This window comes from Rhodovulum sp. MB263 (assembly GCF_002073975.1).
Taxonomy (GTDB): Bacteria; Pseudomonadota; Alphaproteobacteria; order Rhodobacterales; family Rhodobacteraceae; genus Rhodovulum.
The window spans coordinates 987529-1013405 of the sequence record NZ_CP020384.1 but is presented as its reverse complement, the minus strand read 5'-3'; the positions used below and the strand labels follow the sequence as shown (position 1 = coordinate 1013405).

The following is a 25877-nucleotide window of genomic DNA, read 5'->3' as shown; positions in this document are numbered from 1 at the left end:
TGGTCTAAGATAGCGATTGAGGGCGCATGTTCAATGCGAGAGAAGATGGGCCGTGAAGGAAGGGTTTACCGCCGCGCTCCAGTTTTTTCCATACCCGGCCAGCGGTGCGGCGATCAGCGCGCCCCCCTGCCAGACCGAGGGCGAGGCGATCAGGGTCGTCCGCGGCAGCCCGGCCGCGCGCCAGTCCGGACAGGCGGCAAGCCCCTCCGCGCCCAGCGCACGGATCTCGAGCCCCTCCGGAGCCCCCTCACCAGAGCCTGCGTCGGCCGGGCCGGAAAGCCGCCAGCGTCCGTCCCAGAGAGTTCCGGGCGCGCAGCTTAGCCCGGCCACGGCGGCGGGCTCGCGGCCGATCCGGATCCGCCCCCGGGCGCGTTGCAGAAGACAGCCGTGAAGCGTGGCCCGGGGCCCGCGCATCAGCGCCGAGAGCGCGGCCTCGAGCCCCCGGGCGCGCGGCGGATAGCCCGCACCCGAAACCCAGCCGAGCCCCGCCAGGACCAGCCGGCGCGCGATCTCTTCGGGCAGCGCGGCAAGCCCCCCGGCCTCGATCAGCAGATCGCCCGCCTCTTCGCGCACCAGACGCGCGGCCGCCTCGGCGGTCGCGGCGTCCAGCGCGGCGCGGGCAGAGGCCAGCCGGGTCGCGGTCGCGGCCAGCCCCGCCGCACCGATCCCGACCGGGCGCAACAGCTCCAGCGCCTGCCGGACCCGCACCCGCTCGAAGCGCCGGTCGTCATTCGACGGATCCTCGATCCAGTCCTGCCCGCATTCCTCGAGATAGCTGCGCAGATCGGCGCGCGGAATGCCGAGAAAGGGACGCAGCCAGCTCACGCCCCCGGCCCGCCGCTCGGGCGCCATCCCGGCCAGCCCGTCGACACCGGCCCCGCGCGCGAGCCGCATCAGCACCGTCTCGGCCTGATCGTCGCGGGTATGCGCCAGCGCCACCCGACCGATGTCCCGGTCCCTGGCCCAATACGCAATCAGCCGCAGCCGGGCCTGCCGCGCCGCAGCCTGCAGGTTGCCCTGCCCGTCCCAGCCCTGCCAGACGAGGATGTCATGGGGAATGCCGCGGGTCGCGCAGATCTCGGCGACGCGGCGGGCCTCGGTAGCGGCTTCTGGCCGGAGCCCATGATCGACGGTCACCGCCGAAACCGCCGGCCCGGAGGCCCCCGCCCGCGCTGCCGCGGCCAGGAGCAGGGCAAGGGAATCTCCGCCGCCCGAAACCGCGACGGCCAGCGGTGCCGCGCCCGGACAGGCCCGCTCGAGCGCGGCGGCCAGCATTTCGGCGCGGGCGCTCAGTTGCACCCGGCGGCCCCCATCGCCCCCTCGGCTTGCTGCGCCTCGGCCGACCCGGCGAAGCGGTTGCGTACCTCGCCCAGCGTGACGCAGGCTTCGCGGCTCTGGCCCAGCTCCTTCAGCGCCAGCCCGAGTTTGAGCAGCGCGGCCGGGGCACGCGGCCCCGAGGGGCTGCCCGAGAAGCTCTCGAGATAGGCCCGCGCGGCCTGCGAGGTCTCGCCCGCCGCGGACAGCGCCTCGCCGCGCAGGAACTGGGCCTCGCCCGAAAGCGGGCTGCCCGGATAGGTCTCGCCGAAGCGGGCAAGGATCTCGGCCGCCTTCACGTTCTGTCCGGCTTCGAGCGCGGCCTTGCCCGCGTCGAAATCGGCACGCTCGCCGACCGCAAGCTCCATGCCGTCCGTGCTGCCGGTGCTGTCGGGCGCAGGCGTGATCGCCCGGGCGGGCGTCTGCGCTCCGGAACCGCCGCCCAGCGTCGAGGTCTGGCCAAGCTTCGAAACGTCGCCGCCCTCGAGCTCGACCAGCCGGAATTCGAGATCGCCGATCCGGCGGGTGCCGTCATCGACCACCTGCCGGACCCGGTGCTCGAGTTCCTCGGTCTTCGAGGTCAGCCGCTGAAGCTGTTCCTCGATCGCGTCGAGCCGCTGCAGCGCCGAGCCGCCGGCAGCCGTTCCCATGGCGCCGCCGGTGGTCGAGAACTCGCGCTTGAGCCCCTGCACCGAGACATTCAGCACCGTCAGTTCCTGGCGGATATCCGCCAGGGTCTCGTCGCGCGACTGGGCGGAGGCGGGCCCGCCCGCCGCCAGCCCCAGAGCCACCGTCAGGGCAAACGCCGCAATCCGCATCATCATCCTGTCCTCCTCAGAACCCCGCGGCCGGCGCGAGCACGCTCACCGCCCGCCGGTTCTTGGCATAGCACGATTCCGCCGAGCAGATCGCGAGCGGACGTTCCTTGCCATAGGTCACGGTCTGCAGCCGGTTCGGCGAGACCCCGCGCGAGACCAGATATTCCTTGACCGCATTGGCGCGGCGGGCACCGAGGGCAAGGTTGTATTCGCGGGTGCCCTGCTCGTCGGCATGGCCTTCGATGGTGGCGGCATAGGCGGTGTTCTGGTTCAGCCAGTTGGCCTGGCCGTCAAGCGTGACGGTCGCGTCGGGCGAGAGCGAGCTCTGGTCGACGGCGAACAGCACGCGGTCGCCGACGGTCTGGTTGAAATAGGCCACCGAGGTCGGGTCGCTGGGCGAGCCGTTGGCGCCATAGGCGCCGGCGGCGCCGCCATTGGCCGAACCGAAGCGGTCGGCATTGGAACAGGCCGAGACGGCAAGCGCCGTCACCAGCAGAAGAGATGTGGCGATGCGGGTCATTCGAGAAGTCCTCTTTGTCGGGTCATGGCCGGCAGGTGGATCCTACCAGCGGGATCGGATGACGCAAACGCGCCCGGGACTCCGGGCGCGTCTGTGGGGGCTCAGGGCTGAAGCGGCGACCACGATGGGTCGGAGCCCTGGCCCTGATAGGGAACCTTCCGGAGGTTCCGCCCGGTGATGTCGACGGTATAGAGCCCAGGCGCCCCGGCCGCGCCTGCGGTTTCGCGGGTGAACATGATCACCCGGCCATTCGGCGCCCAGGTCGGGCCCTCGTCGAGGAAGGAGGCGGTCAGCAGGCGTTCCTCGGACCCGTCGGTCCGCATCACGCCGATATGGAACCGGCCCTTGTTCTGCTTGGTGAAGGCGATGTAATCGCCGCGCGGCGACCAGACCGGGGTGCCGTAGCGCCCCTGCCCGAAGGAGATCCGGCGCGGCTCGCCGCCATTCGCGGGCATCACGTAAAGCTGCTGCTTGCCCGAGCGGTCGGATTCGAAGACGATCTGGCTGCCATCGGGCGAGAAGCTGGGCGCGGTCTCGATCGAGGGCGCATCCGACAACCGGGTACGCCGTCCCGATTGCAGGTCAAGCTCGTAGAGATCGGTATTGCCGCCCTGCGACAGCGAGAACAGCACCCTCTGGCCATCGGGGGCAAAGCGCGGCGCGAAGGTCATGGTGCCGGGCTGGTCGTCGAGCATCCGGCGCTGGCCGGTCGCCACATCCAGCAGGTAGATCCGGGGAAAGCCGCTTTCATAGCTCGTGTACAGCACGCGGTCGCCCGTGGGCGAGAAGCGCGGCGCGATCACGATCGAATTGGCATCGGTCAGCGCCTGCATGTTGGCGCCGTCGTAATCCATGATCGCCAGTTGCTTCGCGCGCTCGTTCTTGGGGCCGCGCTCGGACACGAAGACGACGCGGCTGTCGAAATAGCCGCCCTCGCCGGTGATCCGCGAATAGACCTGATCGGCCACCTTATGCGCCACCCGGCGCCAGCTTGCCGCAGCGCCGCCGAATTGCAGCCCGTCGCCCAGCGGCGCCTGCGCGTAGACGTCGTAGAGCCGGAACTTGACGCTGAGCCGCCCCGAGCCGTCGATACTTACCGAGCCGGTGATCAGCGCCTGGGCGTTGATCGCCTTCCAGTCTGAATATTGCACCGGGCTTGCAAAGCTCGTGACCGTCGACAGGAAGGCCTCGCGCGGGATCTCGCGAAACAGCCCCGTGCCCTCCAGATCGGCGGCGATCACCCGGGTGATGTTCTGGGCATATTCGGCCGCGGCCGCGTTCTCGGCCACGAATTCGGGCACGGCGAAGGGCAAGGGCTCGATCACCCCCTCGTCGATCACGATCCTCAACGGACCGTTCTGAGCCTGCGCCGGCAGCGCGGCATGTCCAAGGACCAGCGCAAGGATCGCGGTCAGAAGGCGCAGCATCATCGAATCCTCATCTTTCCTGGGTCGAAGGTCATCTCGATCTGACGCCACTGGTCGTATTTCTCGACCGGCAGCGGGAAACCCGACGACCCGCACATCACAATGGCGCGGCGCGCCGATTCGTAGGTCTGGCGCGCGGCGGCTTCCGACCCGCCGGACCAGGAAATCATCCGGATCGACCCGATCCTGGGCTTTCCGGTCTCTTCCATGTCCACGCCGAGCACGACAGAAGTCTTCAATGCCTCGGTCGAGAGCGAGCCGACATTCCAGCAGCGCGAGACCGAGACGCGAAGCGCGTCGCGCTCGCCACCGGTCAGCGGCGGGCCGCTGGCGGCGCGCCCGGCCCCGCCAGTGCCCTCGGGCGCCGCGGCCGGTTCGGACATCGCATCGGCCAGGGCATCCGCGATCGCATCGGCCTGGCTGTCCTCTTCCGAGGCGGCCTCTTCGGGGGCCTCCGGCGCGGCGGCGGTCTCGGTGGGCGGCGGGGTCTCGCGCGGCGGTGCGGCGGGGCGGTTCGGCCGGGTCCGGGGCCGCGGCGAAGCGGCCATGGCGAGCCCGGTTTCGGGCTGTTCCTCGGCCTCGGTCACGGTCTGGGTGGCGGCCTCTTCGGGCGCAGCGTCGTCGGCCTCGGGGACCGGGCGCTCGGCGGCCGGGTCGGGACGGGTCGCCTGCGACGGCTGCTCGGCCACGCGGGCATCCTCGGGCGGCGGCGCCGAGGGTTCGGGCGCAATCCGGGTCGAGGGGCGCGGCGGCGCGGTATCGGTCACCGGCGCCTCGGGGGCATCGGGGATCTCGGGCGCCTCGGGCGCGGTCACGGTCTCGGCGACATCGGCCTCGGCGGGGGGCTCGAGCGCCTCGGGCGCCGGATCGGGTTCGGCCGTTTCCTGCGGCACGGGCGGCGCGGGACGCTGGGGCCGGGCCTCGGGGGCGGGCGCCGGACGGGGAGAGCTGGGCAGCGAGGGGGCCTCGGGCGCAGCGATCTCCTGCGACGGCTTCGGCGCCGCGGCCGGAGCCGTCAGCGCCGCGAACTCGTCGCCGGACAGAATCGTCACGTCGCTCACCTCCATCGGCTTCGGCGGCGGGGCCTCGAACAGCCCTGCCAGCATCACCCAGGCGATCAGCCCCAGATGCGCCCCCCCCGAGATATAGGTCCCGGTGTTCATTTGGCCGCCCTACTCGTCCCGGCCATCAAGGCTCGGACCGCCGGTATCGGTCACCAGACCGATATTGCGGAACCCCGCGGAATTGAGCGCGCCCATCACCTGCACCACACGTTCATAGGGGATGCCACCATCGGCGCGCAGATAGACCTTGTCATCCTCGCGCTCGGCGGCCACCGCCTTCAGTTTCGGGATCAACGCCTCGGCGGCGATTTCGGTTTCCTGCAGGACGATCCGGCCATCAGCGGTCAGCGTGAGGGTCAGGGGCGCCTCCTGCTCGGCCGGCAGCGCGGTGGCGGCGGTCTTGGGCAGTTCGACCGGAACGCCCGCGGTCAGCAAGGGCGCCGCGACCATGAAGATGATCAGAAGCACCAGCATCACGTCGACCATCGGCGTGACGTTGATCTCGGACATCGCCGCGGGATGGCGGCGGTGGCCGCGCACCCGCCGTCCGCCCGAGCTTTTGCGAGGGGTCAGGCTGGCACCCATGGCTCAGGCGTCCAGCTGGCGCGACAGGATGGTCGAGAATTCGTCGGCGAAGGATTCGTAGCCCCCGCCCAGCCGGTCGCTGTCGGCGGAAAGCTTGTTGTAGAAGACCACCGCCGGGATCGCGGCCAGAAGCCCCAGCGCGGTCGCCACCAGCGCCTCGGCGATGCCGGGCGCCACCACGGCGAGGTTGGTGTTCTGCTGCAGCGCGATCTGCTCGAAGGCATGCTTGATGCCCCAGACCGTGCCGAACAGACCGACGAAGGGCGCGGTCGAGCCCACGGTCGCGAGGAAGGAGAGCCCGGCATTCAGGCTGTCGGTCTCCTTGGCGATGGCCACATCCATCGAGCGGTCGATCCGGGCGGCGGCCCCCGCGATCAGCTTGCCGTCCTGACGGTGGCTGCGGCGCCATTCCATCATGCCCGCGGCGAAGATCCGCTCGGGCGCGGCCTGCGGCTCGGGGCCGATCTTGTCGAACAGTTCGTCCAAAGGCTCGCCCGACCAGAATTCCTCGTCGAAGCGCGCGGCCTCGGCCCGGGCCTTACGGTAGGTGATGATCTTCTGGACGATGATCGACCACGACCAGAACGAGGCCAAGATCAGCAACAGCATCACCAGCTTGACCGTGATCGTCGCGCGCAAGAAAAGGGCGAGCAAGGAGAAGTCAATCTCCTGCGCCATCGCAAGGGTATCGGTTTCCATTCTGCCTGCTCGTTGGATGGGTCCGGTTCTTCGGACCTGCGTTACACCGGACGCTAGCGCGTTTTAAGGGGGATTGCCAACACATCCGCGTCAGCGCGGGGCCCCGCCGGCCCGGTTTCGAGACTTCGGCGAAACTCTGCCGGAAGCCGGACCGGCCGCCCGCCGGGCCCGAGCGCGGCGAGCGTCACCCGGGCCTCGAACAGCCGGGTCCCGCCCCGCAGAACCGCCTGATCCAGCACCAGCCGCGCGGGCGTGAGCCGCAGCAGATCGGTCTCGACCGTCAGCAGATCGTCGAACCTGGCCGGGCTGAGATAGTCGGCCTCGACGCGGCGCACCGCGAAGACGGTGCCTGTTTCGGCCTTCAGCCGCAGCTGATCGATGCCGATCCCGCGCACCCATTCCGAGCGCGCGCGTTCTATGAACTTGAGATAATTGGCATAATAGACGATGCCGGCAAGGTCGGTATCCTCGTAATAGACGCGGAGGGTCAGCCGATGCGTCATTGTTCCTGCCCGAGTATCTGTATCTTTCCCAGGGTATGGCCGACACGGGCGGCGAGGCGCAGCGCATGGCTGGACTCGCGCGCGACCGCCGGCATCGCCGGGTCATAGCCCGCCCGGATCACCGCCGCAATCTCGGGCCGCAGGACCAGCATGCCGCCGGGCGCACGGGCCAGCGGGCTGCACTCGGCGAAGGCGGTATCGGACCACAGGAGGATCGTCTGCACGATCTGGTTGAGCGCGATCGACTCGGCGGGCATCCGCGACAGATCGGGGTCCATCCGGATGAAGACGAAGGCCGCCTTGATCGCACCCTGTTCGTCGAAGCGGAAGAAGCGGTACTGGTTGGCCCCCGCCGCCTGCAGCCGGGCGACCCGGCGCGCCAGATCGGGCACCAGCCGGTCGAGATGCGGCACCTGCACCAGCTCGGTCCAGTCCTCGAAGAAGAAGACGATGAGATTGGAGCCCAGGTCGGGGTCTGTCTCGGCCATCTCGTGCCCGGCCAGCCCCACCACCGCCTCGCAGGCGCCCTTGAAGGTCGCCAGCGTGGCATCGTCGACCCCGAACACGACCGGCGCGATGGGGCGGCCCCAGCGCGCGAACAGATACTCGCCCTCCGACCGGGTAAACAGCGCGGTCACCTCTTCGGGCGTCATCTCGGTCTCCTTTCGGTTTCGGTCGTGGTCGCCTTGCACAGACCCCGCGACGCGGCTCCGGTCAGGCGCTCCCGTCAAAGAGGTCGGTCTGCGGGGTCTGCCCCGGCGCGCGTGGCGGCGCAAGCCCCAGATGGGTCCAGGCCTTCTGTGCCAGCATCCGCCCCCGCGGCGTGCGCTGGATCAGGCCCTGTTGCAGAAGATAGGGCTCGATCACCTCTTCCAAGGCATCCCGCGACTCAGACAACGCGGCAGAAAGCGTTTCGATCCCGACCGGACCGCCGGCATAGTTCTCGGCGATCAGACGCAGGTAGCGCCGGTCGGCCCCGTCGAGCCCGACCGCATCGACCTCCATCCGCGTCAGCGCATGATCGGCGACCTTGCGCGTGATCCGCCCGTCGCCCTCGACCAGCGCGAAATCGACCACCCGGCGCAAGAGCCGCCCCGCGATCCGGGGCGTGCCGCGGGCGCGCCGCGCAATCTCGCGGATGCCCTCGGGATCGGCCGGAATGCCCATCAGGCGCGATCCGCGCGCCACGATCTCTTCCAGTTCGGGCACGGTGTAGAATTGCAGCCGCACGGGAATGCCGAAACGGTCGCGCAGAGGCGTCGTCAGCAGCCCCAGCCGGGTCGTCGCGCCGACCAGCGTGAAGGGCTGCAGCTCGATCCGGACGGTCCGCGCGGCCGGGCCCTCGCCGATCACCAGATCGAGCTCGAAATCCTCCATCGCCGGATAGAGCACCTCCTCGACGACGGGCGACAGCCGGTGGATCTCGTCGATAAAAAGAACGTCACGCTTTTCCAGATTGGTCAGGATCGCCGCGAGATCGCCCGCCTTGGCCAGCACCGGCCCCGAGGTCATGCGGAAATTGACGCCAAGCTCGCGCGCGACGATCTGCGCCAGCGTGGTCTTGCCCAGGCCCGGGGGCCCATGGAACAGCGCATGGTCCATCGCCTCGCCGCGCTGGCGCGCACTTTGCAGGAAGACCCGCAGATTGGCCCGCGCCTCGGCCTGGCCGATGAAGGCCTCGAGCGTCTCGGGGCGCAGCGCGCGGTCGGAATCCTCGGGACGCGCCTCGGGGCGCAGCATTGGGTCGGGTCCGGTCATTCAATCAGCCTTCAGTCCGCCTTGGGGGCCAGCAGCTTCAGCGCCGCGCGGATCAGCGCCGGGGTGTCGGCCCCGGATGTTTCGCCCGCGGCCCGCGCCACCGCCTGGGCGGCTTCGGACGGAGCATAGCCGAGATTGCCCAGCGCCGACAGGGCATCGGCCTGGGCCGAGACCGAGGTCGAAACCGGGGAGGCGGCAGGAGAAGCGGCCGGAGCCTTGCCCCGGACAGGCGGCGCGGGAGTTGCGGGCGCGATCACCTCGCCCGCGGCAAGTTCGGCGGACAGCTGGCCGCCCAGCGCCATCACCGCGGGCGCCTTGTCCTTCAGCTCGTTGACCACGCGCTGGGCGATCTTGGGGCCGACGCCGGGCGCGGCCTTGACCGCACCCCAGTCGCCCAAAGCAATGGCCCGGCCGACACCCTCGGCGCCGAGCGTGCCGAGAATGGCCATCGAGGCCTTGGCGCCGATCCCCTGCACGCCCATCAGGAGCCGGTGCCATTCGCGGTCATGCAGCGTAGGAAAGCCGTAAAGCTGCAACAGGTCCTCGCGCACCAGAAGATCTGTATAAAGCGCGACCGCCTCGCCCAGCCCCGGCAGCCCCATCAGGGTGCGGTCCGAGACATGGACGACATAGCCGACGCCGCCGACATCGATCATCACCTGATCGGCGCCCTTGTGGATCAGCCGCCCGGCCAGCCGCCCGATCATGCGCCTGCCCGGGCCAGCGCTGCCGCCAGCCGCGCGCCCCCCGCCAGATGGTGCGCGTGACACAGCGCGATGGCCAGCGCATCGGCGGCATCGGGACCTGCGATCTCTATGCCCGGGAATTGCAGCCGCACCATATGGTCGATCTGGCGCTTGTCGGCATGGCCGACACCGACAATGGCCTTCTTGACCGCGTTGGGTGCGTATTCGCCGACCGCGAGCCCGGCCTGCGCCGGCACCAGCAGCGCGATCCCCCGCGCCTGCCCCAGCTTCAGCGTGCCCGCCGCATCGCGGTTGACGAAGGTCTGTTCGACGGCCGCCGCCTCGGGGGCGTGGCGGGCGACGATCTCGGTCAGCTGGGCGTGCAGCGACAGAAGCCTCTCGGCCAGGGTCTCGCCCGAGGAATGACAGACGCCGTTGGCGATGTGACCGAGTCGGCTGCCCCGTTGCTCGATCATCCCCCAACCGGTGTTCCGGAGGCCCGGGTCGATGCCCAAGACACGCATGCTCGCCCCATTTCTTGTGGCATTTCGGACGCAGTAGCACGAAAAGCGAACATCGGCCAGATGCAATGCGGAAGCCCGGTTTCGGCGTCCCCCCGGGAGGCGCCCCTGTCCAGAGCCGGAAAGCGGCTGTTCGAGGTCGAAAAACGACCAGACGCGGAAGCAGTTTTTCCCTTTTCCGACAGGCAATTGCCGGGACCTTTCCGACATGCGTCGGATGCATGTATCGCATGCGGAAATGTCGGGTTGCCTCCCGCATTCCGGACGCCTAGCTGAGCTTTCATGTCGTCGACGAACGACTCGCAGCGACGGAAGGACCCAAGAGATGGCCATGTTCGAAGTTTCGCATCCGCAACCGGCCCGCCTGCTGGCCGACGCGCCCCGGTTCGGCCTTGTGAGCGCCCTGTTCGCCCGTCTCCAGGCCTGGGACGAGGCCCGCCGCACGCGCAATGCGCTGTCGCGTCTGACCGATCGCGAGCTTGACGATATCGGCCTGTGCCGCGGCGATATCGACCGCCTTCTGAGCTGAGCGCCCTGCCCGCCCCGGCAGCTTCACGACAACCAGCCCCGACCCTTCCGGCCGGGGCTTTTTGACGGGGAAATCGAAGGGAGAAATTGCCGCCCGCGCCCGAACGGGGCCGCCCGGCCTTTATCCCTTTCCCGCTGATTTTGCGGCAAGCTCGTCACGACGCCCGGATGCATGTCCCGAGCGGTTTCAAACCGGATGGGGCCCACGCAAATTACGGAGCGCAACGCATCGGCCGGATGGCAGCCCTATCGGTCATGCGACGCCACAACCGGCATGTCCGCCGATTGCCAGCGTTCCATTCCCTCCAGGGGGCAGATGCGCCGGATCCGTCCTGCATCCCGGGCTTGCGTCAAGTCTCTCTGCGTCAGCCCGAATGCGGGGTGATGGCATAGCCCGCCTTCCGGTTCCGCCGCATCGAATGGCAAGGCCTCGACATGTCTGCGAAGACAGCCGACGATCCGCGAGACGCGCAAAGGACCGTAGGCCAGGCCGGCGATACGATCCGGGGGTTCCGACCAGCGCCGCACCTTTGCATGTGCCCTGCATCCGGCAGATCGCATCCGCCATCAGCGCGCTGCCCCCCTCACGCCCTGCCCCGAGGGAAGCAAGGAGAGAGAGCCTATCAGACCGCAGTTACCTTATACCCCGATCCGCGACTCGAGGCGGCAAGACACCCGACCACCTCACGCCAGCCTTAGGGTCCAGACTCATTGAGTTTCACAGCCAGAACAAGACGGTTGCGGCGAGCATGATCCCAGAGAAGAAGGTTTCCGGGCACCGGTCGTATCGGGTGGCGACACGCCTCCAATCCTTCAACCGCCCGAACATGATCTCGATGCGGTTGCGCCGTTTGTACCGCCTCTTGTCGTATTTCACCGCCTTCTTGCGGGATTTCCGGCCGGGGATGCAAACCTTTATCTCCTTGTCTTTCAACGCTTCTCTGAACCAATCGGCATCATAGCCCCGATCGGTCAGAAGCCAGCCTGCCTTCGGCAGACTGGCCAGCAGCGCCGCCGCGCCGGTATAATCGCTGACCTGCCCAGCCGACATGAAGAACCCGATCAGGCACCCCTTGGCGTCGGCAACGGCGTGCAGCTTGGTGTTCATACCGCCCTTCGTCCGACCTATCTGGCGCTCGCGCCCCCCTTTTTCACCCCAAGGCTCGACGCCGTGCGCTGTGCCTTGAGGTAGGTTGCATCGATCATGATCGTCTTGTGTTCGGCGCTCTTGGCGGCCAGGCCGACCATGATCCGGGCGAAGACCCCGTGTTCGGGGCTTCTCTCGAACCAGTGGCGTTCAACCACTCACCTCCAGCGCTTCCAACGGTTATAGAGGGTCTTCGCCGGGCCGTATTCCTTCGGCGCATCGCACCAACGCAACCCATTGCGATTGATGAAGATTATGCCGCTGAGGACGCGACGATCATCGACGCGGGGCTTACCATGGCTCTTGGGAAAGAACGGCTTCAGGCGTTCCATCTGTGCATCGCTCAGCCAGTAAAGATTGCTCATCGATCAGGTCTCCTTGCGGAGCCTGAATCATGCCAAATGCCTGAAATCAATGGGGCTGCAGCCTAGCTTCCTCGCGCAGCGTCAAACGGTAAGGGCTCGGAACGGACCTGCGGCAGCGCAGCATGGCGCTTGAGCGCCTAGCGCCACCCACTTCGGCGCTCGCTGCCGATAGCAGCCTTCGCACCAGGCGGGACGGATGACCGCAGGCAGCCCTTTGTGAAGGCGTTGCGAGGGACTGACTTGGGTCGAAAACGCTTGACGTTTGGGGTGCTTTTGCGTGACGCCGCCTGCCCATTTGATTCAGAAAAATAGCACCTGCGAGTCAGAGTTCGCGTGATATCCGGCACAAAATGTCCAACTGACAACTCACGACTTTTCCGGAAATGTTGCAACTTGCGCGGCAATCGTTACAATGTTTTGCTCCTGTCCCCCCCATGACGGCCCGCCTCCGACTCGCCGGGCAAGTGTAGTGCTCGGTTTCCTTGAGGGCCTGATGGCCCAATCGATGCACCTCAACCGGCTGACCAAGCACCATTCCTCCGGTGGCAAGTGGCCATAACCGTATCGCTAGAGCCAGCAGGATGGCGCGAAACCCGCCCAAGGCCGGTTCAGTCCAGCAGGAATTCCAGCCTGCCCCAGGGAGTACCGAGAGCCCCGCGCGCCAAATGAAGACAGCCATTGCCGGTATCGCTCAGGCAGGCAGTTGCCTCCTGGAGCGCAAGCGGACCGCGAGGAGCAACCTGAAAGCCGATCGCCTTGGCTTCCCGGTCATCCGGGGATGGGCCCTGGACGCACCTAAGCCATATCTCCGGAAAACCGCAAAAGTCATCGCGGCACAGGGCGGAACGACATCACCCTGGCCTCCGGCATGATCAGCCGGGCCGTGTCATGGCTGATCTCGACGAGGGCAAAACCCGTCCGGGCACGCTGTGTCAGGATCAGGTCGCGGGCAGTTTGCCATGTCGCCATATCGAGCCCGCCAAGCGCTTCGTCGAGCAGCAGGATCTCGGGGCGGATCAGCAGGGCACGGATCAGTGCCACGCGCTGCGCCTGACCTTTCGAGAGGCTGTCTGCGGACGCATCCTGCAATGCCGCCATCTCCAGTCCGGCCAGCATGGCGCTTGCCTCGGCACGGGCCCTGGGGGCGACGAACAACAGGTTCTCGATGGCCGAGAGGTCCGGAAGCAGGCGCGGTTCGGCAAAGGCCATGCCGATCCGGCGGGGCCGGAGGAGGATCCGGCCCGATGTCGGCCGCTCCAGCCCGGCGATCACCCGCATCAGGCTGGTCTTGCCCGTACCGCTTGGCCCGCTCAGGCGGAGGCTCTCCTGCCCGCGGATGGTCAATGACAGGTCTCGGAAGACCGGGGCCGGGCGGTCGGGATACTGCAGGCCGATGTTTTCGGCGGCGAACAGGGTCATGGTCGTTTCTTCTCGCGGATCAGGACCGCAAGCGCGATCTCGGCCAGTCCGATCAGCGCGAGGATCACGAGAACCAGCGCAAACAGCCGGTCGGTCTGAAGCCAGCTTTGGGCACGTTGGACCGCGGCGCCAAGGCCCTCGGCCCCCGACAGAAGCTCGGTCAGCAGCGTCACGCGGATCGCGTTGGCAACCGCGATCCGCAATGCCGGGCCAAGTGCTGTCCAGAGTGCGGGCAGGATGATGCGGTGCAGGCGGCGGATCGGGGGCACGTCAAAGAGCCGTGCCATCTCGTCAAGCTGCGGCTCGATCGCGCTCATGCCTTCGGCGACGGCGATCTGGAATACCGGGACGAGCAGCGCCGCCACCGTCAGGATGGTCGTCGTGGTGCTGCCATCGAACCACAGGATACACAGGATGGCGAGCACCGGTGCGGGCAGTCCCATCAGGATCAGGCGCAAGGGGGCGAGCAGCGCCGAAACGACAGGCCAGCGCCACCCCGCAAGGCCGAGCGGCGCACCGATGGCGAAAGCCAGCGCCAGTCCGCCGGTGGCGCGCCCGAGGCTCGGCCCCAGGGTGCCGGACCAGAACCCCGGATCGCCGAGCAGCTGGCCAAGCGCCTTCAGGACCGCCAGCGGACCGGGCAGGATCGCGGGCAGGTTCGCCCGTGCGGCGAGCGACCAGAAAAGGACGATCGCCGCCACGCCGGTCAGGAAGGCCAGCTTCCGCGTCATCTTCCGTAGAAATCCCTGTCGGGCAGCCTGCCTCCGACCGCGTCAGGCTCGATCTCGAGGATCGTGGCATAGAAATCGATCAGAACATCTGCCTTTTCCGGCATGGGAAGGTCGATGGCCGCGATACGGGCAAAGCCGGCCCCTGCCTGCACCATCCCGGGGAAATGTGTGGCCAGCAAATCGGCCGCGCTGGCCGGGTCTGCGGCAAGCTTTGCGAAGGCCGCGTGATAGGCGGCGCGGATCTCGGGCCGGTCCGCGAATGCGGGATTGACGATGACCACTCCGGCAGGGGGGCAGTCTGCGAGTGCGGTTGCGTCCCGCCAGAGCGTGCAGAAATCCGCCCGGCGCGTCAGGTCCCGATCCTGTGCCAGAGCGAGTGTCGCCATCGGCTCGGCCAGCAAGGCGGCGTCGACACCCCGTTCAGCGAGCAGAAGCTGCATGCCGGCGATGAGGCTGCCGGTGTAATGCGGCTGCCATGTCTCCGGACCGGGGGGCGCGATGCGGCGCATCATCAGGTCGGGGAGGTAGCCCTTGAACGGCAGGGCGAGGCTTGCCCCGTGCAGACCGGCCAGGTCCGTCAGCTCGCCCCCCCGCCCGACGATCGAAAGACTGCCCTCGGTGATCGTCGCGGACATCACCTGCAACTCCATGCCGGTCGCATCGAAGATCGCTGCCGTGGGCGAGGGCGCGACCGCCATCAGCGGCCTGTCTGCGACGACCTGCTTGCGCAAGTCCTCGGGACTGGCCCAGGGACGAAAGCGGAAGGTGACCCCCTCGAGCGGCTGATCCTCGGCCAGCGCAATCAGAGGCGCAGTTTCCCAGATCGGCGGGCCGGAAAGCAGGATCTCTTCGGCGAGCGCGGGCAGCGGCAGAACCGCGACGAAAAGGAAAAGCAGACGCATATCATATCTCCTTGCGGGCGGCATCCAGACGAAAGCGGCCAAAGGCCGTGGAAAGAAGCTGCGAGCTCGGACGCACGAGACCGGCCCCGGCCATCGCGTCGGCGATCTCGCCATCGGCGAAAGAGACGTCGCCCTGACGCAGCGCCGGCAGCAGCCGCCCCAGCACATGTTCGGAGGGCGCAGAACGGTGATCGCTCAGCGCCTCGTGGAAACTGACCATCACCCCGCCAGGCGCCAGCCGCTCGGACAGCCGGAAGATCAGCGCGGGCAGGCCCTTGTCATGGAAATAGAGAGACATCGAGCACCAGATGATGTCGAATTGCCCGCCGGGCAGGGTCTGGTTGTAGTTTCCGGGCAGGATGTCGAGCGGCAGGCTCCCGGCCTCGGCCCGGATCCGTTCGGCCACCGGCGGCAGGTCGAAAAGCGTGATGCGCAGATCGGGGCGCGCTTCCAGCAGTCGCGCGGCCAAGGCCGAGGAGCCGGGCCCGATATCCAGGAGGGTCCGGGCCTGGGCCCATTCGGGCAGGCCGGTCAGGCAGGGCATGGTTGCCTCGGTGGCAACCGCACGGTGAAACCCTGCGAGCGAGCGGTGATGCGCATCCCAATGCGCCTCGTCGAACAATCGCGCCCCGGAGCCGCTGGCCTTGCCCGCCACCAGCGCGCCGAACTGCCCGAGGCCCGCATGCCGGGTCCCGGCCATCATGCGCAGGGTCTCGATCATGTTGCACGGGCTGCCCGTCTTCACGAAGGGCAGGATGTCGGGGGCGGTGCGGAAACCGGACTCGTCCGCTTCCATGAAGCCCGCGGCCACCAGGGCGCGGAGCGCAAGGCTCAGCGGGCCGACCGGCAGCTCCATGCGCTGGGCCAGCAGATCCGCGGCGACATGGCTTTCGCAAAAGCCGAACACCCCGCTATCCAGCGCCCAGTCGAGAAGCGCATAGCGGATCGGGCCTTCCAGTGTCTGCAGAAGAAGCCCGGCGCCCGACGAGCGATCCGGGCTCACCATGTCATCCTCCAGTTCACGCCGACTGTCCGCGGGCTGCCATCCTCGACCATCACGCCGCGGATCGTCGAGGAGGCGGTGCTGTAATATTTCTCATCCAGCAGGTTCTTCGCCCAGAGCGTCAGCTCGCCCTTCCCGAAGCGTCGGGAAATCTCGGCATCGACGGTCATGAAGCCGTCTTGCTTCACGCTGTTGCCCGGATCGAACCAGTAGCTGCCCGACCCGTGCAGGCTGATCCTTCCGCGCCAGAGCTCCGTCTGACGCGAGAGCGCAAGGCCCCAGCTCTCCTCTGGCGCCATCGGCAGGGCATTGCCCGACCAGTCGACCGGCACCAGCGATCCCGTGGTCAGATCCATCGAGGTGGTCCTGAACGCGCTTGCCCGTGCGCGCTGCCATCCGGCATTGGCAGAGAGTTCCCAGCCCGATCCCAGCGGCGCGGTCAATTCCGCCTCGATGCCGTAGCTTTTCGCCTCGCCGGCATTCGAGATATATTGCGAGGCCCCCGGAATGGTCTCGGTGATCTGCTTGTCCCTGACCGTGGTGTGGAAGGCCGCGAGGTTCAGCGCCGTGCCGGTCGCGAATTCATGCTTCACCCCGATCTCGGCGTTCCAGCTGTATTCGGCGTCATAGCTCAGGCTGTCGGCGCTGTTGGCAAAGCCGTAATTGTAACCCGCTGGCATATAGCCGCGTGCATAGCTGGCATGGATCGTGGTCCTGTCCGACAGGTCATAGGCCAGCGTCAGTTTCGGCAGCACCGTGGTCGAGCTGTCATCGCCCTCGTAGCGCATGCTCGCCATGGGCGAGGTGAAGCGCTGCCAGGCCTCCGACGAGACGTGATCCAGTCGGAGCCCGGCCCCCAGACGGAACCGCTCGCTGATCGCATATTCGCCGAAACCGTAAAGCGCCGCGCCTGTCTGGTCGATCTCGGTATGGCGGTCGGTCGACATGGCGCCAAGGTCGAAATCGGCATCGGTGCTTTGCCTGAAGGCATTGACGCCGAGCACCCATTTCAACAGCCCCGCACCGGTCGAGGTCAGGCGGATCTCCTGCGAGAGGGTGCGATCGCGGACATCCAGTTCCGTCACACCAAGGGTCAGCGGAGAACCGTCGAAATCCAGCACGAAATCGCGGTCGAAGGTGGTGAAGCCGGTGATCGCCGTCAGATCGAACCCGTCAAAGCTGGTGCCGTATTCCAGCGCGGTGACCGATATCCGGCGACGCTCCCGTGACGGGTCTGAATAGACGCTTTCATAGCGCCCGGTGGCCAGAGGGCCGGAAATATAGCGGAACTGCTCCTTGTTGAACTTCTGATCCTCAGCCAGCGTGGACAGGCGCAGATAGCCGCCATCCTGCAACTCCCACTCGGCCGCCGCATAACCGGTGAGGCGCCGGTTCTTGCCGCCGTCATCCGCGCCGGAAACCGGGTTGGAGATCACGCCCGGATCGCGGGCATGTTCCAGCCCGAAGGACAGCGCAGGACCGTTTTCCGCACGCCCGGACCACGACACCGACCCGCTGCCGCCAAGCGGCGAGGCACCGGCATCCGATCCCGAAACGCCCAGAGTGATCTCGCCGCCCTCGCGGCTGCCGGGCCGGATCGTGTCGACGGCCAGCAGCCCGGCCTCGGAATTGCGCCCGAAGGTGGTGCCCTGCGGCCCCTTGAGCAGCGTCACATTGGCGGCTCCGAAGAAATGCGGCAGCTGGATCGTGCCCATCGGCAACGCCACGCCGTTCACAAGATAGCCGACCGGATCGGACAGCGCATTGTCGAAGGCCGACATGCCGCGCACGACCAGCCGTTCCTGCGAATTGGCGCGCTGGAAGACGGTATTGGCCGAACGCCCCACCATGGCGTCGAGATCGGGCGAGACCGGCTGCGCCAGATCGCCCTCGCCCAGAACCGTTGCCGTCGCGGCGGATTTGCGGGCCAGTTCCTCCCAGTAATTGGCGAAGACGGTGATCTCGCCCAGATAGATCGTGTCCTCTGCGGCCCGCGCCAGGCCCGGGATCAGGCTGCCCGTCAATGCGGTGGACAGAGCAAAGAGCGCGATCCGGCTCGGGGCCGGGCGGGATGAAGAATGTCGGGACATGGGCGGCCTCCTTTTCGGGGCTCAGTGCCACGGCCCGGAGGCGGAATCTTGTAGCTGACGAAAATACTCTTGAATTTACCGAAAGCGGGTCAGGTTTTCTTACGAACCTGCCGCCGCCACTCGCTTGCCGTCATGTCATGGTGCCTGCGAAAGACGTTCGAGAGATGGCTGGCATCGGAAAAGCCACAGTCGTCGGCGATCTCGGTAAAGCTGCGATCCGTGTGCCGGATCAGCCGTTCGGCGGCCTCCAGCCGCAGGCGGCGCAGATGCTCGAACACCGTCATTCCGGTGGCCGCGCGATAGATCTGATTGAGCGTGACATGGCTCATCCCCAGCTCCTGCGCGATCCCGGATATGGTGATCGGGTTGGCGAGGTTGTCAGAGAGAAAAGCGGTCACGCGCGCGATCAGCAGCCCGGGATCGCCCCGCGCGGCGCCCTGGTCCGGGGCGGCGGCGATCTCTTCCAGCGCATGCCCGATCAGTGCGAGACACTGGCCTTCCTTGCGCAGGAGCGCCGCCGGATCGGTGCGCCCGTCCAGCAGCGTCTTCAGCGTGGACTTGCCGGGAACCGGCAGGCGCAGGCAACGGAATTGCGCTGTTTTGGGCAACAAAGGCTCCAGCATGCCTGCCAGCGCGAGGGACAGCCGCGATACGGAAAGAGCGATGACAAGATTCGAGCAGCCATCGCCTTTTTCGACGATGCGTTGCACCCGTTTGCCACCCGAGCGGATGATCCAGCCCTGGCCACCGCTGATCTCATGCGCTGCGCCCTGCGGATCGATCAGCAACATGCGGCCCGAGAGGTTGAAGGTGAGGATCAACTGATCCTCCGGACGACGAATGTCGCCCACATGCCGGAGAGCAGCGGAGAAATGACTATGCGCCAGCACGAGGCCGGGTGTGATCCGCATGACGTCGACATGGGTGTTGCGGTGCAGCCCCGGGATCGTGACCGAGGTCGGGCTGCCTGCCTCGAAGGGCGTGAAGCGGTGCGGCTCGATCAGGGTCATGTCTGGCAGGCGTCGATTTTGAAGGGGATGTGGCGCAGGCGAGCATGCCCTCTAGCAGACGCGGATTGAGTGAACGAGCTTTCTTCCCCGACGATCACGCGGCTTTCCGCCTTCAGACACCGCCCCGGAAGCGAGGTCGCGGTCGAAACGAGAGACAGTGCCCTGAATTCGACAGTCGTATCACTCCCGGCCTCGGCGATGTCACCGAATGGTGCATGCACCTGATGCCGAAGGCCCGGAATGCGCCGCAGCTTATGCTGCCGAAAAAGGTCCGGTGCGCGGGGAATCGCAGGGACCGGGGCATAGGGTTCTGCAGGGGCGCCGCCGCATGGGGCAACAGTAAGGGCCATCCGCCACGATCCGCAAGACAAGGTGATGGCTCTAGACAGACAGTAACTTATTTAAATAGTCAAGAATTGTGCCGATCCTGATGATGATCTTGATGACATTGCGATGTTGGAGCCCTCCCCTATGTGTCGGCCGTGCATGTTCATGCCTCGGGACGATTTGCTACGGCACCCTGACAGGACCGAGCTGAACAAGCCGGTGTATCCCATGCAGACCGCGGCGGCATGGATGCGGAAGACCTCGCCGATGTCGATTTCCTGCAGAGATTGGATTTTGCATGCGCATCACGATGTGGGCTCGTCGCCAAGCCTGATCCGTGCCTTCGGCTTGTGCGGGCTTCGTGACGTGAAGACAGCCACGATCGAAATCTTCTCGGCTGCTTACGTATCCGCTTGACCTTCCTGACTGAGGAATGACGTGACAGTCTCGATGGGGCTGCGTCCCATGTTGCGACACCCCGGATGCGGGCGCTCGGTGTTGTAGTGGACGAGGCGGGCGCCGAGATCGGTCCGGAGCGCTTTGAGGGTCTCGTAGAAGGTCTTGCGCATCTTCACGCGGAAGAACTCCTCCAGCACTGTGCCGTTGAAGCGCTCGACGAAGCCGTTGGTCTTTCGGCGTTCCCCCTGGTGCGGCGGTGCCCGATGACGTTGAGCTCGGGATAGAGCTCTCAGGGGTGCTTTTCGGTGCCGCAGAATTCGCGGTCGCCCGCCATCGGCCTCGAACCGGTGGCGTCTGCAATGGCTCGCCCGGTCAATACGGCTTTCACCGGCAGATCCAGATCGCGGTAGAAGGGTGATCACCTCCCCGCAAATCGGACAGTGACGGAAGCCAGGGGCGATACACCGGGATCTGATGGCCCGGACCGATATGATATTTTTGCGGAACAAGGCCCACGGCAGCCCTTGCCGGGCAGATCCCGGGGCGGGGCATGCGTTCCCTGACACCACCACGCGGCGCCGGTCTTCGGAATGTCGGGCCGGATCATGACGGTCGGGCCGGTCGGGACAGTCGCTCATATGCCGAGGACATGGGCAAAGACCGACCGCGTCCCCTCGCCCGCCGTCGCGAGAGCGACATGTGGCAGGGATTCCCTCTGCCGCGCGCTTGTGCTTATCTCGCATCATGAAGACGGATTTCATTGTCATCGGCGGCGGTATCGCCGGGGTCTCGGTCGGCGCACGGCTGTCGCATCTGGGCCGTGTCAGGCTTTTCGAGGCCGAGAAGGCCCTTGGCTACCACGCCTCGGGCCGGTCGGCGGCGCTGTACGACGAATGCCTCGGCGCGCCCGAAATCGTGACGCTGAACCGTGCAGGACGCGCCTATCACGAGACCGCCAATGGCGGCGTGCTGACGCCCCGGGACCTGATGGTGATCGCCCGGGCCGAAGACCGCGCCGCCTTCGAGCGGAATTGCCGTCGGATGGCGCTGGCGCCGATCTCTCCCGCCGAGGCCCGGGCACGGGTGCCGATCCTCGCGCCGGCGCCGCTCGCCTTTGCCGGGATCACCACGCGCGCCTGGGACATCGATACCGACCGCCTGCTGCAGAATTTCGCCCGCGAGATCCGCGCCCAGGGCGGCAGCATCGAGACCGGCCGCCGGATCACCGCCATTGCCCGGCTCGCGACCGGCTGGCAGGTCCAGGCCGGAGACGAGCTTGCCGAAGCCCGGATCCTGGTGAATGCCGCCGGCGCCTGGGCCGACGAGGTCGCGCGACTGGCCGGGCTGAGACCGCTGGGCTTGATCCCGATGCGCCGCTCGATGGCACAGCTTCCGGCCCCCGCAGGCCACGATATCCGGACCTGGCCGATGGTGATCGGCGCGGGCGAACGCTGGTATTGCAAGCCCGAAGCGGGCAAGCTTCTGGTCTCGCCCGCCGAAGAGGACCCGATGCCGCCGCATGATGCCTATGCCGACGACATGGTGCTGGCCGAGGGGCTGGACCGCTATCAGGAGATGGTGACCGAGCCGGTGACGCGGGTCGAGGCCAACTGGGCCGGCCTGCGCACCTTCGCGCCCGACCGGCTGCTGGTCATCGGGCCCGATCCGCGCGATCCGGACTTCTTCTGGCATGCGGGACAGGGCGGTTTCGGCATCCAGACCTCGCCTGCGGCCAGCGCGCTTGCCGCCGATATACTCGGCGACCGCGCCTCCGAGCTTCGGCGCGCCCTCGAGCCCGCTTTCAGCCCGGCCCGGTTCGGCTGATGCCGAAGCGGCTGATCCTGCCCCACAGCGCCTCGGCCGCGACGCCGGACACGGACGGGCGGCTCAGCGCCCCCTCCGCCCGACGCAATGCCGAGGCGATCTGCGCGGTGCTGGAACGCGTGGCGCCGGCGCGGGGCCGCGCGCTGGAACTGGCCTCGGGCACCGGCGAACATGCGGTGCGCCTGGCTGCCCGGCTTCCGGGCCTCATCTGGCAACCGACCGAGATAGACCCGTGGCGCCGTGCCTCGATCGATGCCTGGGCGGCGGACGCGGCGCGGCCGAACCTTCGCCCCGCGCTGGAACTGGACGCCTGCCAGCCGGACTGGGGCGCTGCCCGGGCCGGGCAGGACCTGATCTTTGCCAGCAACATCCTGCATCTGGTCTCCGATGCGGAGGCCCGGACCCTGATCGAAGAGGCCGCCCGGGCGCTGGCCCCCGGCGGCGTTCTGGCCCTCTACGGCCCCTTCCTGCGCGATGACGGTTTTGCCAGCCCGGGCGACGCGGCCTTCCATGCCAGCCTGATCGCCCAGGACCCCGATATCGGCTACAAGCCGGTGGCCTGGATCGCGGCGCGCGGCGGGGCGGCAGGGCTGACGCTTGAGGCACAGATTTCCATGCCTGCGAATAACCTGACAATAATTTTCCGCCAGCCCCCTGTGATCGCGCAACGGAACCGTTAATTAGGTCAGTGTAAATCGCATTTCCGACTCATCTTCGGAGCAGAGGAGACAGACATGGACTGGACCGCAAAACGCGATGGCACCAAGGATCAGCTGCGCCGGCTGAACAAGGCCCTTCCAGACCAGACCAAGGCGTTCGGAGCGCTTGGCAAAGCCGTGAAGGAAGGCGGCGAGCTCGACTTCAAGACCAAGGAATTCATCGCCCTCGGCATTGCGATCACCCAGCGCTGCCAGGCCTGCATCGTGCTGCATATGGAGGCCCTGGTGCGGGTCGGTGCCAGCCGCGAAGAGGTCGGCGATGTGCTGGCCATGGCGATCCAGATGGGCGGCGGTCCGGCCATGATGTACGCGGCCGAAGCGATGGAATGCTACGACCAGCTGACCGAGGAAAAGGCGCAGGCCGCCGAATAGGCCCGAAGGGGCCGGGGCGCCTCGGGGCGCCCTGCCCCGGTTGCAGTTGCCGCAGGCACCGGATGCGACTACCTCTTGGACACAGCGTTCCAAGGAGTCCTCCGATGCGCCGCCCCACCCTTTCCGTCCTTGCCCTTCCGGGCCTCGTTCTTGCCCTTGCCGCAGGCTCCGCCAATGCGGCCGGTGGTGTGGCCAATGCTGCGGGCGCCGAGCCCCAGCGCGCTCCGATTCTCTACGAGAAATGGGACGCCAACCGCAGCGGCACGATCTCCCGCTACGAATTGCAGGCCCAGGCGCGCCGGATCTTCGCCAGCTTCGACACCAATGGCGACGGCCGGATCGACGCCGCCGAGGCCGCGGCTTTCGATCATGCGCGCGGTCCGCTGGCCTATTTCCGCGGCGAGCAGGCCTCGGAGCGCAGGGTCATCGTCATGGGGCAGAAGCTGATGCGCAACGATCTGAATGGCGACGGCCTCATCGATCTCTCCGAGTTCCGGCTGGCCGCCTATGAATGGTTCGCGATGCATGACCGCGACGGCGACGGGCGGCTCACGCTCTGGGACGTCTCCGCCCGCTGACCGACGGAACCGGCGGCGAGACGGCTAGCCGTCCGCCCGGATCCGCGCGTTCGACGGGTCGTGGGGGCTGTCCCCGACCACCTCGGCCGTCCAGAGCGCATCGAACATCCTGACGCTCAGACGCGTACCCGGCTTTGCCAAATCGGGCCGCACATAGCCCATGCCGATGGACTTGCCGAAAGCCACCGACCAGCCGCCCGAGGTCAGCCGTCCGACCCGGATCTCGCCGTCATATAGCGCCTCGCGCCCCCATGGGTCGGCATCTTCGGGTCCGTCGATCAGCAGCGTGACGCATGTCGAGCGGATGCCCCTGGCCTGCATCGCCGCCTTGCCATGGAAGTCCTTCGTGAGATCGACGAAGCGGTCGAGCCCGGCCTCGAGCGGCGTCGCATCGCGCCCCAGTTCGGTGCCGAAGGCGCGGTAGCTTTTCTCCTGCCGAAGCCAGTTCTGCGCCCGCGCCCCCACCGGTTTCAGCCCATGCGCGGCGCCCGCTTCCATCAGCCGGTCGAAGAGATGGTTCTGCATCTCGATCGGGTGGTGCAACTCCCAGCCCAGCTCGCCGGTATAGGCCACCCGAAGCGCGTTGACCGGGACCATGCCCAGCTCGATCTGCCGCGCCGACAGCCAGGGGAAGCGCTTGTTCGACAGCGCCGTCGCCGGGTCGGCATCGCGGATCAGGCCGGCCAGGATCGCCCGCGCATTGGGTCCTGCCAGCGCGAAGACGCCATGGCGCGTTGTGACGTCCTCGACGATCACCGTACCGAACTCGGCCGCCTTGTCCTCGACCGCCTTCAGCAGGAAATCCTCGTCATAGGCGTGCCAGGCCCCGGCCGAGACCAGATAATAGACGTCCTCGGCCTGACGGACGATGGTGTATTCGGTCCTGACCGTGCCTGCGACGCTGAGGGCATAGGTCAGGTTGACCCGCCCAACCTTCGGCAACCTGTTGCAGGTGAACCAGTCGAGGAAGGCCGTCGCCCCGGGACCGCGCACGACATGCTTGGCAAAGGCGGTGGCGTCGATCAGCCCCGCCGTCTCGCGGATCGCCCGGGCCTCGGCCTCGGCATATTGCCACCAGCCGCCGCGCCGGAAACTGCGCGCGGCATGGTCGTCGAAGCCTTCGGGGGCGAAATAATTCGGTCGCTCCCAGCCATTCACCTGCCCGAACTGCGCGCCCAGCGCCTTCATCCGGTCATAGCAGGGCGCTGTCCTCAGCGGCCGCGCGGCGGGGCGTTCCTCGTCGGGATGGTGCAGGATATAGACATGCTCATAGGCCTCCTCGTTCTTGGTGACGGCATAATCGGTCGTCATCCAGGACCCGTAGCGGCGGGGGTCGAGCGCGCCCATGTCGATCTCGGCCTCGCCCTCGGTCATCAGCTGCGAGAGGTAATGCCCGCTGCCCCCGGCGGCGGTGATCCCGAAGGAAAAGCCCTCGGCCAGCCACATGTTGCGACGCCCCGGCGCCGGCCCCAGGAGCGGGTTGCCATCGGGGGTATAGCAGATCGGGCCGTTGAAATCGTCCTTGAGCCCCACCGTTTCCGAACTCGGGAGCCGGTGGATCATCGACATGTATTCCTCCTCGATCCTCTCCAGATCGAGCGGGAACAGATCGGCGCGGAAACTGTCGGGGCAACCATAGGCAAAGCGCACGGGCGCGCCGCGTTCATAGGGGCCGAGGATCCAGCCGCCGCGTTCCTCGCGCACATACCATTTGGCATCGGCATCGCGCAGGACCGGGTGTTCGGGATTGCCGGCCTTGCGCCATGCGACCAGAGCCGGATCGGGTTCGGTCACGATATACTGATGCTCGACCGGAATGGCCGGGATCTTCAGCCCCAGAAGCCGCGCCGTGCGCTGGGCATGGTTGCCGGTGGCGGTGACGACATGTTCGGCAGTGATGACGGTCTGTTCCCCGGTGGGGACGAGGTTCCCGCCCCTCTCGGCCATCTTCGTCAGGCTCACCCGCCATTCCGACCCGGTCCAGTCATAACCGTCGACCTGCCATTTGCGCTCGATCACCGCGCCAAGCTGGCGCGCGCCCTTGGCCATCGCCTGGGTGACGTCGGCAGGATTGATATAGCCGTCGGTCGGATGGAAGATCGCCCCCACCAGATCCTCGGTCCGCAACAGCGGCCAGCGTTCCTTCATCTGGGCGGGCGCGAGCCATTCATAGGGCACGCCGCAGGTTTCGGCCGTGCTGGCGTAAAGCCTGTATTCGTCCATCCGTGCCTGGGTCTGCGCCATGCGCAGGTTGCCCACCACGCTGAAGCCGGGGTTCAGACCGGTCTCGGCCTCGAGCGTCTTGTAGAACCTGATCGAGTAGTCATGGATATGGGTCGTCGCGAAGGACATGTTGAAATAGGGCAAAAGCCCCGCCGCATGCCAGGTCGACCCCGAGGTCAGCTCGTCGCGTTCCAGCAGCATCGTGTCCCAGCCTGCGCGGGCGAGATGATACGCGATCGAGGTTCCGACGGCACCGCCGCCGACCACCAGAGCTTTGACATGGGTCTTCATCGGCCTTCACTCCTGCTTGCCGCGCCATTGCTCCAGTTAGGCAGGATTCGGCGC

General features: G+C 67.2%; 24 protein-coding genes and 2 pseudogenes. 5 read left to right on the top strand and 21 right to left on the bottom strand.

What is annotated here, in order from left to right; genetic code table 11:
- Positions 1–30 precede the first annotated feature (30 nt).
- The 12 genes from tilS to ruvC form a co-directional block, all read right to left on the bottom strand.
- A complete protein-coding gene (gene tilS / locus B5V46_RS04875) occupies positions 31–1299 on the bottom strand; it encodes a tRNA lysidine(34) synthetase TilS (protein WP_231119236.1) in 1269 nt (422 codons plus the stop codon).
- The gene (gene ybgF, locus B5V46_RS04870; protein ID WP_080617950.1) at positions 1290–2132 is read right to left on the bottom strand and encodes a tol-pal system protein YbgF; all 843 of its coding nucleotides are present in this window, start codon (positions 2130–2132) and stop codon (positions 1290–1292) included. Before ybgF ends, tilS begins: the two co-directional genes overlap by 10 nt.
- Positions 2133–2148: 16 nt before the next feature.
- Positions 2149–2652, bottom strand: a complete 504-nt coding sequence (gene pal, locus B5V46_RS04865; protein ID WP_080615554.1) for a peptidoglycan-associated lipoprotein Pal — start codon at positions 2650–2652, stop codon at positions 2149–2151.
- A gap of 101 nt (positions 2653–2753) precedes the next feature.
- On the bottom strand, positions 2754–4082 hold the full coding sequence (gene tolB / locus B5V46_RS04860; RefSeq protein WP_080615553.1) for a Tol-Pal system beta propeller repeat protein TolB: 1329 nt from the start codon (positions 4080–4082) through the stop codon (positions 2754–2756).
- Positions 4079–5242 (bottom strand): hypothetical protein, encoded by a 1164-nt coding sequence (locus B5V46_RS04855; protein ID WP_080615552.1) that lies wholly within the window; start codon positions 5240–5242, stop codon positions 4079–4081. Before B5V46_RS04855 ends, tolB begins: the two co-directional genes overlap by 4 nt.
- A 9-nt stretch (positions 5243–5251) precedes the next feature.
- The gene (gene tolR / locus B5V46_RS04850; protein ID WP_080615551.1) at positions 5252–5728 is read right to left on the bottom strand and encodes a protein TolR; all 477 of its coding nucleotides are present in this window, start codon (positions 5726–5728) and stop codon (positions 5252–5254) included.
- 3 nt (positions 5729–5731) lie between these two features.
- Positions 5732–6427 (bottom strand): protein TolQ, encoded by a 696-nt coding sequence (tolQ, locus tag B5V46_RS04845; RefSeq protein ID WP_080615550.1) that lies wholly within the window; start codon positions 6425–6427, stop codon positions 5732–5734.
- A 53-nt stretch (positions 6428–6480) separates the two neighbouring features.
- The gene (gene ybgC, locus B5V46_RS04840) at positions 6481–6930 is read right to left on the bottom strand and encodes a tol-pal system-associated acyl-CoA thioesterase (RefSeq protein WP_080615549.1); all 450 of its coding nucleotides are present in this window, start codon (positions 6928–6930) and stop codon (positions 6481–6483) included.
- Positions 6927–7583 carry a hypothetical protein gene (locus B5V46_RS04835; protein ID WP_080615548.1) on the bottom strand — a complete coding sequence of 219 codons (657 nt, stop codon included), beginning with the start codon at positions 7581–7583 and terminating at the stop codon, positions 6927–6929. The genes ybgC and B5V46_RS04835 overlap by 4 nt, the downstream gene beginning before the upstream one ends.
- Before the next feature lie 61 nt (positions 7584–7644).
- The gene (gene ruvB / locus B5V46_RS04830; protein ID WP_080615547.1) at positions 7645–8688 is read right to left on the bottom strand and encodes a Holliday junction branch migration DNA helicase RuvB; all 1044 of its coding nucleotides are present in this window, start codon (positions 8686–8688) and stop codon (positions 7645–7647) included.
- 11 nt (positions 8689–8699) lie between these two features.
- A complete protein-coding gene (gene ruvA, locus B5V46_RS04825; protein WP_080615546.1) occupies positions 8700–9395 on the bottom strand; it encodes a Holliday junction branch migration protein RuvA in 696 nt (231 codons plus the stop codon).
- Positions 9392–9898 carry a crossover junction endodeoxyribonuclease RuvC gene (gene ruvC, locus B5V46_RS04820; RefSeq protein WP_080615545.1) on the bottom strand — a complete coding sequence of 169 codons (507 nt, stop codon included), beginning with the start codon at positions 9896–9898 and terminating at the stop codon, positions 9392–9394. Before ruvC ends, ruvA begins: the two co-directional genes overlap by 4 nt.
- Positions 9899–10220: 322 nt before the next feature.
- Between ruvC and B5V46_RS04815 the strand changes: the two genes are divergently transcribed.
- Positions 10221–10424, top strand: a complete 204-nt coding sequence (locus tag B5V46_RS04815) for a DUF1127 domain-containing protein (RefSeq protein WP_080615544.1) — start codon at positions 10221–10223, stop codon at positions 10422–10424.
- 717 nt (positions 10425–11141) lie between these two features.
- Here the strand turns inward: B5V46_RS04815 and B5V46_RS04810 are convergent.
- From B5V46_RS04810 to B5V46_RS04775, 8 genes and pseudogenes are all read right to left on the bottom strand, one after another.
- A pseudogene (locus B5V46_RS04810) lies at positions 11142–11935 on the bottom strand (IS5 family transposase).
- Positions 11936–12760: 825 nt separating this feature from the next.
- Complete coding sequence (locus B5V46_RS04805; protein ID WP_080615543.1) at positions 12761–13354, bottom strand: ATP-binding cassette domain-containing protein; 594 nt, start codon at positions 13352–13354, stop codon at positions 12761–12763.
- Positions 13351–14085 carry an ABC transporter permease gene (locus B5V46_RS04800; RefSeq protein ID WP_080615542.1) on the bottom strand — a complete coding sequence of 245 codons (735 nt, stop codon included), beginning with the start codon at positions 14083–14085 and terminating at the stop codon, positions 13351–13353. Before B5V46_RS04800 ends, B5V46_RS04805 begins: the two co-directional genes overlap by 4 nt.
- A complete protein-coding gene (locus B5V46_RS04795; protein WP_080615541.1) occupies positions 14082–14987 on the bottom strand; it encodes a taurine ABC transporter substrate-binding protein in 906 nt (301 codons plus the stop codon). Before B5V46_RS04795 ends, B5V46_RS04800 begins: the two co-directional genes overlap by 4 nt.
- 1 nt (position 14988) lies before the next feature.
- Positions 14989–15993 (bottom strand): trans-aconitate 2-methyltransferase, encoded by a 1005-nt coding sequence (locus B5V46_RS04790; RefSeq protein ID WP_080615540.1) that lies wholly within the window; start codon positions 15991–15993, stop codon positions 14989–14991.
- The gene (locus tag B5V46_RS04785; RefSeq protein ID WP_080615539.1) at positions 15987–18080 is read right to left on the bottom strand and encodes a TonB-dependent receptor; all 2094 of its coding nucleotides are present in this window, start codon (positions 18078–18080) and stop codon (positions 15987–15989) included. Before B5V46_RS04785 ends, B5V46_RS04790 begins: the two co-directional genes overlap by 7 nt.
- 89 nt (positions 18081–18169) lie before the next feature.
- Positions 18170–18991, bottom strand: coding sequence for an AraC family transcriptional regulator (locus B5V46_RS04780; protein WP_231119235.1), 822 nt, complete (start codon positions 18989–18991; stop codon positions 18170–18172).
- 827 nt (positions 18992–19818) lie between these two features.
- Positions 19819–20231, bottom strand: a pseudogene (locus B5V46_RS04775) (integrase core domain-containing protein); the annotation flags it as partial.
- 329 nt (positions 20232–20560) lie between these two features.
- Between B5V46_RS04775 and B5V46_RS04770 the strand changes: the two are divergent.
- The 4 genes from B5V46_RS04770 (at position 20561) to B5V46_RS04755 (ending at position 23309) form a co-directional block, all read left to right on the top strand.
- Positions 20561–21640 carry an FAD-binding oxidoreductase gene (locus B5V46_RS04770; RefSeq protein ID WP_080615537.1) on the top strand — a complete coding sequence of 360 codons (1080 nt, stop codon included), beginning with the start codon at positions 20561–20563 and terminating at the stop codon, positions 21638–21640.
- A complete protein-coding gene (locus B5V46_RS04765; protein WP_080615536.1) occupies positions 21640–22320 on the top strand; it encodes a DUF938 domain-containing protein in 681 nt (226 codons plus the stop codon). The genes B5V46_RS04770 and B5V46_RS04765 overlap by 1 nt, the downstream gene beginning before the upstream one ends.
- 54 nt (positions 22321–22374) lie before the next feature.
- Positions 22375–22731: a carboxymuconolactone decarboxylase family protein gene (locus tag B5V46_RS04760; protein ID WP_080615535.1), complete on the top strand. Its 357-nt coding sequence runs from the start codon at positions 22375–22377 to the stop codon at positions 22729–22731.
- Between the two features lie 104 nt (positions 22732–22835).
- Entirely contained in the window at positions 22836–23309 is a 474-nt protein-coding gene (locus tag B5V46_RS04755) for an EF-hand domain-containing protein (protein ID WP_196774347.1), read from the top strand.
- Between the two features lie 24 nt (positions 23310–23333).
- Here B5V46_RS04755 and B5V46_RS04750 read toward each other — a convergent pair whose 3' ends face one another.
- Positions 23334–25823: an FAD-dependent oxidoreductase gene (locus B5V46_RS04750; protein ID WP_080615533.1), complete on the bottom strand. Its 2490-nt coding sequence runs from the start codon at positions 25821–25823 to the stop codon at positions 23334–23336.
- Between the last annotated feature and the right edge of the window lie 54 nt (positions 25824–25877).

Coding starts and splice junctions, on each gene's coding strand:
- pal (WP_080615554.1), bottom strand. CDS start 2,652: ATGACCCGCATCGCCACATCTCTTCTGCTGGTGACGGCGCTTGCCGTC.
- ybgF (WP_080617950.1), bottom strand. CDS start 2,132: ATGCGGATTGCGGCGTTTGCCCTGACGGTGGCTCTGGGGCTGGCGGCG.
- B5V46_RS04805 (WP_080615543.1), bottom strand. CDS start 13,354: ATGACCCTGTTCGCCGCCGAAAACATCGGCCTGCAGTATCCCGACCGC.
- B5V46_RS04785 (WP_080615539.1), bottom strand. CDS start 18,080: ATGTCCCGACATTCTTCATCCCGCCCGGCCCCGAGCCGGATCGCGCTC.
- B5V46_RS04855 (WP_080615552.1), bottom strand. CDS start 5,242: ATGAACACCGGGACCTATATCTCGGGGGGGGCGCATCTGGGGCTGATC.
- B5V46_RS04800 (WP_080615542.1), bottom strand. CDS start 14,085: ATGACGCGGAAGCTGGCCTTCCTGACCGGCGTGGCGGCGATCGTCCTT.
- ruvB (WP_080615547.1), bottom strand. CDS start 8,688: ATGACCGGACCCGACCCAATGCTGCGCCCCGAGGCGCGTCCCGAGGAT.
- B5V46_RS04765 (WP_080615536.1), top strand. CDS start 21,640: ATGCCGAAGCGGCTGATCCTGCCCCACAGCGCCTCGGCCGCGACGCCG.
- ybgC (WP_080615549.1), bottom strand. CDS start 6,930: ATGACGCATCGGCTGACCCTCCGCGTCTATTACGAGGATACCGACCTT.
- B5V46_RS04770 (WP_080615537.1), top strand. CDS start 20,561: ATGAAGACGGATTTCATTGTCATCGGCGGCGGTATCGCCGGGGTCTCG.
- tolR (WP_080615551.1), bottom strand. CDS start 5,728: ATGGGTGCCAGCCTGACCCCTCGCAAAAGCTCGGGCGGACGGCGGGTG.
- tolB (WP_080615553.1), bottom strand. CDS start 4,082: ATGATGCTGCGCCTTCTGACCGCGATCCTTGCGCTGGTCCTTGGACAT.
- ruvC (WP_080615545.1), bottom strand. CDS start 9,898: ATGCGTGTCTTGGGCATCGACCCGGGCCTCCGGAACACCGGTTGGGGG.
- B5V46_RS04835 (WP_080615548.1), bottom strand. CDS start 7,583: ATGACGCCCGAAGAGGTGACCGCGCTGTTTACCCGGTCGGAGGGCGAG.
- B5V46_RS04790 (WP_080615540.1), bottom strand. CDS start 15,993: ATGGTGAGCCCGGATCGCTCGTCGGGCGCCGGGCTTCTTCTGCAGACA.
- B5V46_RS04760 (WP_080615535.1), top strand. CDS start 22,375: ATGGACTGGACCGCAAAACGCGATGGCACCAAGGATCAGCTGCGCCGG.
- B5V46_RS04795 (WP_080615541.1), bottom strand. CDS start 14,987: ATGCGTCTGCTTTTCCTTTTCGTCGCGGTTCTGCCGCTGCCCGCGCTC.
- B5V46_RS04755 (WP_196774347.1), top strand. CDS start 22,836: ATGCGCCGCCCCACCCTTTCCGTCCTTGCCCTTCCGGGCCTCGTTCTT.
- tolQ (WP_080615550.1), bottom strand. CDS start 6,427: ATGGAAACCGATACCCTTGCGATGGCGCAGGAGATTGACTTCTCCTTG.
- ruvA (WP_080615546.1), bottom strand. CDS start 9,395: ATGATCGGGCGGCTGGCCGGGCGGCTGATCCACAAGGGCGCCGATCAG.
- B5V46_RS04750 (WP_080615533.1), bottom strand. CDS start 25,823: ATGAAGACCCATGTCAAAGCTCTGGTGGTCGGCGGCGGTGCCGTCGGA.
- B5V46_RS04780 (WP_231119235.1), bottom strand. CDS start 18,991: ATGCGGATCACACCCGGCCTCGTGCTGGCGCATAGTCATTTCTCCGCT.
- B5V46_RS04815 (WP_080615544.1), top strand. CDS start 10,221: ATGGCCATGTTCGAAGTTTCGCATCCGCAACCGGCCCGCCTGCTGGCC.